This is a genomic window from Azonexus sp. (assembly GCF_036170495.1).
Lineage (GTDB): Bacteria > Pseudomonadota > Gammaproteobacteria > Burkholderiales > Rhodocyclaceae > Azonexus.
The window spans coordinates 1-7,751 of sequence record NZ_JAVHPH010000487.1 but is presented as its reverse complement, the minus strand read 5'-3'; the positions used below and the strand labels follow the sequence as shown (position 1 = coordinate 7,751).

At 63.8% G+C, this 7,751-nt stretch carries 6 protein-coding genes; 2 read left to right on the top strand and 4 right to left on the bottom strand.

Translation table 11 applies throughout. The features are described 5' to 3' along the window. Positions 1-192: 192 nt before the first annotated feature. Entirely contained in the window at positions 193-1,287 is a 1,095-nt protein-coding gene (locus ADADOO_RS17585) for an ABC transporter substrate-binding protein (protein WP_511278816.1), read from the bottom strand. Positions 1,288-1,474: 187 nt separating this feature from the next. After that, positions 1,475-2,842 carry a porin gene (locus ADADOO_RS17580; RefSeq protein ID WP_511278815.1) on the bottom strand — a complete coding sequence of 456 codons (1,368 nt, stop codon included), beginning with the start codon at positions 2,840-2,842 and terminating at the stop codon, positions 1,475-1,477. 181 nt (positions 2,843-3,023) lie between these two features. Between ADADOO_RS17580 and ADADOO_RS17575 the strand changes: the two genes are divergently transcribed. Beyond that, complete coding sequence (locus ADADOO_RS17575; protein WP_511278814.1) at positions 3,024-3,701, top strand: response regulator; 678 nt, start codon at positions 3,024-3,026, stop codon at positions 3,699-3,701. Continuing rightward, positions 3,698-5,086 (top strand): sensor histidine kinase, encoded by a 1,389-nt coding sequence (locus ADADOO_RS17570; RefSeq protein ID WP_511278813.1) that lies wholly within the window; start codon positions 3,698-3,700, stop codon positions 5,084-5,086. The genes ADADOO_RS17575 and ADADOO_RS17570 overlap by 4 nt, the downstream gene beginning before the upstream one ends. Positions 5,087-5,139: 53 nt before the next feature. Here ADADOO_RS17570 and ADADOO_RS17565 read toward each other — a convergent pair whose 3' ends face one another. Together ADADOO_RS17565 and ADADOO_RS17560 are read right to left on the bottom strand one after the other, a co-directional pair. After that, on the bottom strand, positions 5,140-6,450 hold the full coding sequence (locus ADADOO_RS17565; RefSeq protein ID WP_511278812.1) for a DUF3422 family protein: 1,311 nt from the start codon (positions 6,448-6,450) through the stop codon (positions 5,140-5,142). A 51-nt stretch (positions 6,451-6,501) separates the two neighbouring features. After that, positions 6,502-7,551, bottom strand: coding sequence for a LysR family transcriptional regulator (locus tag ADADOO_RS17560; RefSeq protein WP_511278811.1), 1,050 nt, complete (start codon positions 7,549-7,551; stop codon positions 6,502-6,504). Positions 7,552-7,751 lie beyond the last annotated feature (200 nt).

The following is a 7,751-nucleotide window of genomic DNA, read 5'->3' as shown; positions in this document are numbered from 1 at the left end:
GCGAGCAGGGTCACCACTGCCCGCCGGGGCAATGTTTGGAGCATGAGGGTCACCTCGGGAAGGGAGAGGGGCGGTCACTCCCTCCCCTTCAAGGGGAGGGCCGGGGTGGGGATGGGTCTAAAGCCGGTTCGGCCGGAACCCATCCCCCTCCCAGCCTCCCCCTTGAAGGGGGAGGAGCGTCAGCGGGGCGGCTTACTTGGCCTTGACGGCGCTATTCCACTGCTTGAGGAATTCGAGCCGCTTGGCCTGGTCAAGGTAGGTCAACAGGCCGGTGCCGATGGTCACCGGACGCAGCGCGTCGCCGAGCTGCTTCTTCAGACCGCTGGCCGTGGTCTCGCCTTCGACGTCGGCGCGGATGGCGTAGAGATCGGCCTTGCTGGCGATGATCTCCTGGCCCTTCTTCGACAGCACGAAATCGAGCCACAGCTTGGCGGCGTTCGGGTTCTGGGCCTGCTTGGCAATGAACATCACCCGGCTGATGACCAGCGTGTAGTCCTTGGGCAGCACGATGCCGAGCGACGGGTCTTTCTTGGCCCGGGTCAGCGCGTAGGCGCCATTCAGGTTGTAGCCAATCAGGTTCTCGCCGGAGGCGATGCGTTCCATCATCGTCCCGGTCGACGCCTGCACCTTGGCCTGGACAGCGCCCAGCGCCTTCTGCAATTCGGCGAAGCCGGCGGCATTGACCTGCTTGTCCTGGGTGACCAGCATGAAGCCGACACCGGATTTTTCCGGGTCGTAGGTATTGACCTTGCCCTTGTATTTCGCCGACTGGCTGTTGAGCAGCTTGACGAAGTCGGCGTGGCTTTGCGGCACTTCATTGGCCGGCACCAGGCGCTTGTTGTACACGATGCCGATCGGCTCGTAGGTGGTGCCGAAGGCTTCGTTCTTCCAGTTGGCCCAGGCCGGCAGGCTGGCCGTTTCGGCCGACTTGTGCGGCTGCGCATAGCCGTCATTGACCAGCTTGATCTGCAGGTCCATGGCCGACGACCAGGTGACGTCGGCCGAACTGCCGGCTGCCGTCTCCGAGATGAAGCGGTTGTACAGCTCGGTCGTGCTCATGTTGCTGTACTCGACCTTGATCGCCGGGTACAGGGTGCGGAATTCGCGGATCAGGTGATTGGTCTGTTCGTTATCGGTGACGCCGTAGATGGTCAGCTTGCCTTCCTTCTGGGCGGCGGCGATCAGGTCGGGGGAGGACTGGGCAAAGGCCGGCGTGGCGAAGCCGAAGGCACCGGCGAGCAGGCCGGCGAGCAGGCCACGCTGGAAAGTGCGACGAGTGATGTTCATGATTGTCTCCTGTCTGTTCATTTTTGCATTCGGCTCGCCCGTTGGCGAGCCGTGTAAAGCAGATGCTAGCGGGCCAGCCTTTCGATCCCCTTTCGGCGGTGGCCCGTTTTTGGGCTTTTTTTGCCGTCGACCGTAGGGCCAGCCTTTGTTTCTATGGTCGTAGGGCCGGCCCCTGTTGGCGCAGTGGTCAGAACTTGTAGCGGGCGCCGAGCATCAACGAGGACGGCGAATAATTGGCCGGCAAACCGGAGCTGCTGTCGTAGCCCTGGCAGGTGCCGCCGGCGCACAGCGAGTTGGTGCCACCATTCTGGTTGGTAACCTTGGCGTAGAAGGCGTAGAGATCGGTCTGTTTGTCGAGGGCAAACTCGTAGCCGACGCCGAAGTGATCGGAGTCGCGGTCGGTGCTCATGCGGTCGTCGAGGTGGCCGTAGACGGCGCGGAAGGTATGGCGGTCCATGAACGGCACGACAGCGCCCAGCCACCAGATGTTGCGGTCGAGGCTCTTGTAGGTGGCGGCGCCTTCCTGGGTATCCTCGCCATGCAGGAAATGGGCGTACAGCTTGGCAAAGCCGACGTCGTAGCGGGCGGCGAGGTTCCACGCGGTGCGCTGCTTGCCCTCGGTAGCCGGTGCGCTGACCGTGCCCATGCGCTGGAACGACAGGTAGCCGGCGCCGACGTACAGCGGCCCGTTGGCGTAGGTCAGGCTGGCGCTGGCGCCCTTGCCTTCGTCGTCCGGCCCGGTGTTGCTATTGCCCGGCGCGCCGCCGGTCACCCCGACGTTGGCGTCGCTGTTGTTTTCCATGCCGGCCGAGTAGGCGAGCTTGCCCTGGAAGCCGGCCAGCTTCGGCGTCGTGTAGAACACGCCGTTGTCGAAGCGGCTGGCGGCGGCACCGGCCCACAAACGGAAGGCGGTGGCACCGGTGACGCCGAACGGGTCGGTCGGACTGGTGATCGCGTAAATCGGCGCATAGTCGCGGCCGAAGCGGATGTCACCGAATTTCTTGCTGTTCAGGCCAACGAAGGTATTGCGCGAGAAAATGGCGACGCCGGTGCTGTTGACCGAGGCCGATGACGCATCGCCCTGGCCGGGATTGCTGACGTTGCTGGAGTGACCGGTATTCTGGCCGTTGTCGATGGAAACGCCGGCTTCGAGCTGGAAGTAGGCGGTCAGGTCGTCGCCAAAGCTGCGCTGGCCCTTGAAACCGAGTCGGCTGGCCGAACCGAGGCCGCTCTGGACGCGGGCCTTGGTACCCCGGCCGTAGTCGCCGATCTCGACGCCGGCATCGGCGATGCCGTAGATGGTCAGGCCGTTCGGCATCGACAGGCCCTTGCCCTTGTTGTCCGCCACGTCCTTGCTGGCTTTTTCGGCTTTCTTGGTGGCGCTGGCGGCGGTTGCCGCGGTCGCTTTGAGGACTTCCTCGAGTTTTTCGAGGCGGGCCTTTTGCGCCGCAATCTCGGCCTGCAGTTCGTCCATCGTGGCAGCATGAACCGGGGCGGCCAGGGCCAGGCTGCCGAAGCAGGCCAGGATGGCGAGGTTGATCGGATGTTTGTGCATGGTGTCTCCTCCTTGTTGGAATTTCCGGGGTATCGACCGGCAAATACGGCACCGGGTGGGAGGTGATTAGAGACAAACAGGCTTTCGATTTGCTTTCGCTGCCTTGAAGCGGAACAATCGCCGGCAATGAGTCCGGAGCGCGGCGAGTACCCTGCCCAGAAACCGGCCGAGGAGACATGAAATGAGAATTCTGCTGGTCGAAGACCACCCGGAACTGTGCGAATGGGTGGCCAAGGCGCTGCGCCAGGATGGCTATGCCGTCGATACGGCCGATTGCGGCAATCACGCCGAGCATTACCTGTTGACCGGGGAATACGACGGTGTGCTGCTCGATCTGTCGCTGCCCGGCAAGGATGGCCTCGACGTGCTGCGCAGCTTGCGGGCGCGCGGCTCGCGGGTGCCGGTGCTGATCTTTACGGCGCGCGGCTCGGTCGATGACCGGATCAAGGGGCTCGACCTGGGGGCCGACGACTACCTGCCCAAACCTTTTGTGCTGGCCGAACTGGAAGCCCGGCTGAAAGCCTTGTTGCGCCGCTCGGTCGGGCAGAACCCGGTGGTTCGCCTGGGCGATCTCGAATTCGATACGGTCAGTCGTCAGTCCAGCGTACGCGGCGCGGCGCTAGCCCTGACGCCGCGCGAACTGGCTGTGCTTGAAGCGCTGCTGGCGCGGATAGGGCGGCCGGTGGCGCGCGATGCGCTGTTCGAAAAGGTCTTTAGCCTGGATCAGGATGCGCGGGCCGAAGCCATCGAAATTTATGTCTGCCGCCTGCGCAAGAAACTGGAAGGTTCCGGCGTCTGCATCACCACGGTCCGCGGCCTCGGCTATCTGATCGACGCCGGCCAACCGGAGGCGGAATGAAGTCGCAGAGCCTGAAGCGGCGGCTGGCGATCTGGCTGGTCGGCGTGCTCTCCGCGCTGCTCACGGTCGACGCCTGGCTGAGCTACAGCGATGCGCTGAAGGCGGCCAACCAGGCTTACGATCGCTCGCTGTCGGCGTCGCTGAAAGGGATCGCCGAACGCATCTACGCCACCGAGCAGGAGGTCGTCGTCGATATTCCCTATTCGGCGCTCGAACTGTTCGAAGCCGGCAGTTCGGACCGCATTTTCTACAGCGTCGGCATGCCGGGTGGAGAGCTGATTACCGGCTATGAGGGCATGCCGCTGCCGACCCGCATCGAGCCCAATACCGCGGTGTTCTACGACGGCGTCTACAAGGGCCAGCCGCTACGCCTGGGGGCCTTGCTCAAACCGCTCTATCGCAAGGAATTCCCCAAGCCGGTGCTGATCGTCTTTGGCGAGACGACCAATACCCGGCACGAGGTGGTGCACAGCCTGTTCATCGGCGAGGTGACGCGCAAGGCCTTGCTGATCGTCGTCGCCCTGGCCGTCGCGCTGTTTGCGACGATGATCGCCGTGCGGCCGATCGACAAGCTCGGCAAAAGCATCCGCGTCCGGCCCGACGACGATTTGACGCCGGTCGATGCGGTCGACGTACCGAGCGAAGTCAAACCGCTGGTCGCCGCCATCAACCTGCACATGGAACGTATCAACGCCATGGTCGAGGCCCGCCGCCGCTTCATCACCGATGCCGCGCACCAGTTGCGGACGCCGCTCGCCGTGCTCAACACCCAGGCTGAATTCGCCCTGCGCCAGCACGGCGAAAGCGACATGCGGCCAGCGGTCGAGGCGCTGCACCACAGTCTGGGCAGCGCCATCCGCCTGACCAACCAGTTGCTGTCGCTGTCGCGGGCCGAGCCGATCAACGGTTTCACGGCGAGGCGACAAACGGTCGACCTGGTCGCCGTGGCCCGCGACATGGTCGTCGAGTTGCTGCCGCTGGCCGGGCGCAAGGCGATCGATCTCGGCTTCGAAGATTCCGGACGACCGTTGCCGGTTTTTGGCGACCCGGTGATGCTGCGTGAAATGGTGGCCAACCTGGTCGACAACGCCCTGCGTTACACGCCGGGCAACGGGATGGTCACCGTGGCTGTGGCGCTGGCGCCGGACAAGGCCGCCAGCGCCCAGATCAGCGTGATCGACAACGGCCCGGGCATTCCGCCCGAGTTTCGCGAGCAGGTGTTTCGGCGCTTTTTCCGGCTGAATAACGCCGACTTCACTGGCAGCGGCCTGGGGCTCTCCATCGTCCGGGAGATTGTCATCGGCCATGGTGGAGAAATTGTTCTCGAGGATGCGCCGGGCGGTTGCGGACTGGCGGTCCGGGTGAGCTTGCCGCTGGCCGGCTAGCCGCGCATTCCGCGTTACCGGCGGAATACCGTGCTTCCTAAAACATCCGCGCTTTAGCTGGCGCCTTCCTCGCGTGCGAGTTTCCGGCGCATCCGGCGCGTCCCCCAGGCTACCAACCCGGCAATCAACGGGATGGAAACAGCGGTGATGACGTCGGTGTTCTGGTGATGCAATTCCTTCGTGCCCTTGGCCAGATACTGCACGAGTTGCGAGCCGTAATAGGTGAGGACGACCACCGACAGGCCCTCGACCGTTTCCTGCAGGCGCAATTGCAGCTTGGCGCGGCTGTTCATCTGGCCGAGCAATTCCTGGTTCTGGCGTTCAAGTTCGATGTCGACGCGAGTGCGCAGCAGCTGGCTGTTGCGGGCGACGCGGGCGGAGAGTTCTTCCTGGCGGCGGCTGATTGCCTCGCAGGTGTTCATCGCCGGCAGCAGGCGGCGCTGCATGAATTCAAAGAAGGTCGGCAGGCCGGAAATACGCGTTTCGCGCAGTTCCTCGATGCGCTGCATGACCAGCCCGTGATAGGCGCGCGAGGCGCCGAAACGGAAGGTGGTGCGGGCGACCGAGTGTTCGACTTCAGCGGCCAGCGCCGACAGAATGCCGAGGACGCCGCGCTCGTCGTCGGCTGATTTGGCCTGGCCGATGTGGTCCATCAGGTCGGCCAGCTGCTTTTCGCCGTCATACAGCCAGCGACCGACTTCCTTGGCAACCGGCAGGCCGAGCAGGGACATCAGGCGATAGGTTTCGATCTCGACCAGGCGCTGCACAGTGCGACCGGTCTGGCGCTGGGTCATGCCGGCATTGAGGACAAGGAAGCGCGAGAAGCCGTTGTCGATCTTGAAGTCGGTGAAAATCCAGGCGGTGTCGTCGGCGACCCGGGCAGCGACCATCGTCCGGCCGTTTGGCGTCAGGCTGGCGAGGACCGATTCCGGGCTGATTTCGTCGGTCGACCGTAGCTCGACATGGGTGGCAACGATGAGTTTGCCAGGGATGCCGGAAATCCACTCGGGATGCACCGCGTCGAAGGCGGTGACATCCGGGTGCAGTTCTTCGCCGGTGGCCAGCGGCCGGAAGAAGGTGTAGCTCGAAAACTCGGTGTGCAACTCCCAGCGCATGCGGAAGGCGCCGGTATCGATCATCATGTGCGAATCGGAGCTGTCGATCGAGTTGCAGACGTGGCCCTGGCAGAGCCTGGCGAGGTTGTCGCGGGCGGCTGGCGCTTTCTCGGTGCTGTGCTTGAAAACCAGGTGCGAGACGAGCATGGCGCCGACCAGCGGCACCGGCGGCCGGGCGTGGAATTCGTTGTTGAGGCGCTGGCGGAGCGGGTGCTCCTGCAGCTCGGAAAGCATCAGGCGTGGGTGCATGATCGTAGCGTCCGGGGATTGTTGCGGTGCACCAGATTGTAGCGCACCAATTTATTGATCCGGCAATCCCGTTCGCCCTGAGCCTGTCGAAGGGCTGTGGGCCTGGGCTTCGACAGGCCTGTCCTGAGCCAAGTCGAAGGGCTCAGCCCGAACGGAGCTGGGGCGGGCGGCGAGGTAGCGGCCGAATTCCTTTTCCAGCCCGGGCGCCGCCTGTTCGAGCAGAAACTGGCGGAAGCGCTGGCCGGCCGGCAGCAGGCGCTTGCTGTTCATGTGCACGACGTACCAGGTGCGCTCGATCGGCGTGCCGATGACATCGAGCACACTGACCTCGGCCGTCTTCAGTTCGAGCGGCAGGGTGTGCAGCGAAATGAGCGCGATGCCCATGCCGGCCAGCACCGCCTGCTTGATCGTTTCGTTGCTGCCCATGCTGATCGTCCGGGCCGGCGTGAATAGGTGGTTCTTGAACATTTCTTCGGCGACGCGGCGCGAACCGGAGCCTTCCTCGCGCAACAGGAAGGTTTCGCCGCGCAGTTCCTGCAGGTCGAAGCGGCGTGCCTCGCGCAGCGGGTGGTCGACCGGGCCGATCAGGACGTAAGGATGGCTGGCCATCGGCTCGGCGTGGGCGTCGATCTCGACCGGAATGCGGCCCATGACGGCGAGGTCGATGGCGTTGTCCTGGAGTTTTTGGAGCAGGCTCTCGCGGTTGCCGACCGAAAACTGCACCTCGATGCCGGGATGCGCCTGCGAGAACTGGGCGAGCAGGCGCGGCATGAAATACTTGGCGGTGCTGACCAGGCCGACCGACAACTGTCCGGTTTCGCCACCGAGCAGCCCTTGCAGGTTGGCCTCGGCATCCTTGATTTCACCGAGCACGCGCAGGGCGTGGTGCATCAGCAGGTCGCCGGCATCGGTCAGGGCGACGCCGCGCCCCATGCGCTCGAACAGCGGCAGGCCGACGTTGTCTTCGAGCTGCTTGAGCTGCATCGAGACGGCCGGCGGCGTCAGGTGCAGCTCTTCGGCAGCGCGGGCGTAGCTCAGGTGGCGGGCGGCGACGACGAAGATCTGCAACTGGCGGAGCGTCAGGGTGCGGATGAAGTTCATGTTCAGGTTGGGTCGAATTTTTTGGTTGTTTAGTAAAGGGGAGTTTAACGCTGGGGTGGATTCCACGGTCAACCGGAAAAATTGATCGAAATTCAAATGTTGCGGTTGGTTGTTGGAAGCTTGCGGCTTCGATTGGCACGGGTTTCGCCCTTGCGGGGCGTCTTACTTTTTCTTGCTTCGCCAAGAAAAAGTAAGCAAAA

What these genes read in the sequence shown, in the direction of transcription:
- ADADOO_RS17585 (WP_511278816.1), bottom strand. Translation starts at nt 1,287, where the DNA reads ATGAACATCACTCGTCGCACTTTCCAGCGTGGCCTGCTCGCCGGCCTG.
- ADADOO_RS17580 (WP_511278815.1), bottom strand. Translation starts at nt 2,842, where the DNA reads ATGCACAAACATCCGATCAACCTCGCCATCCTGGCCTGCTTCGGCAGC.
- ADADOO_RS17575 (WP_511278814.1), top strand. Translation starts at nt 3,024, where the DNA reads ATGAGAATTCTGCTGGTCGAAGACCACCCGGAACTGTGCGAATGGGTG.
- ADADOO_RS17570 (WP_511278813.1), top strand. Translation starts at nt 3,698, where the DNA reads ATGAAGTCGCAGAGCCTGAAGCGGCGGCTGGCGATCTGGCTGGTCGGC.
- ADADOO_RS17565 (WP_511278812.1), bottom strand. Translation starts at nt 6,450, where the DNA reads ATGCACCCACGCCTGATGCTTTCCGAGCTGCAGGAGCACCCGCTCCGC.
- ADADOO_RS17560 (WP_511278811.1), bottom strand. Translation starts at nt 7,551, where the DNA reads ATGAACTTCATCCGCACCCTGACGCTCCGCCAGTTGCAGATCTTCGTC.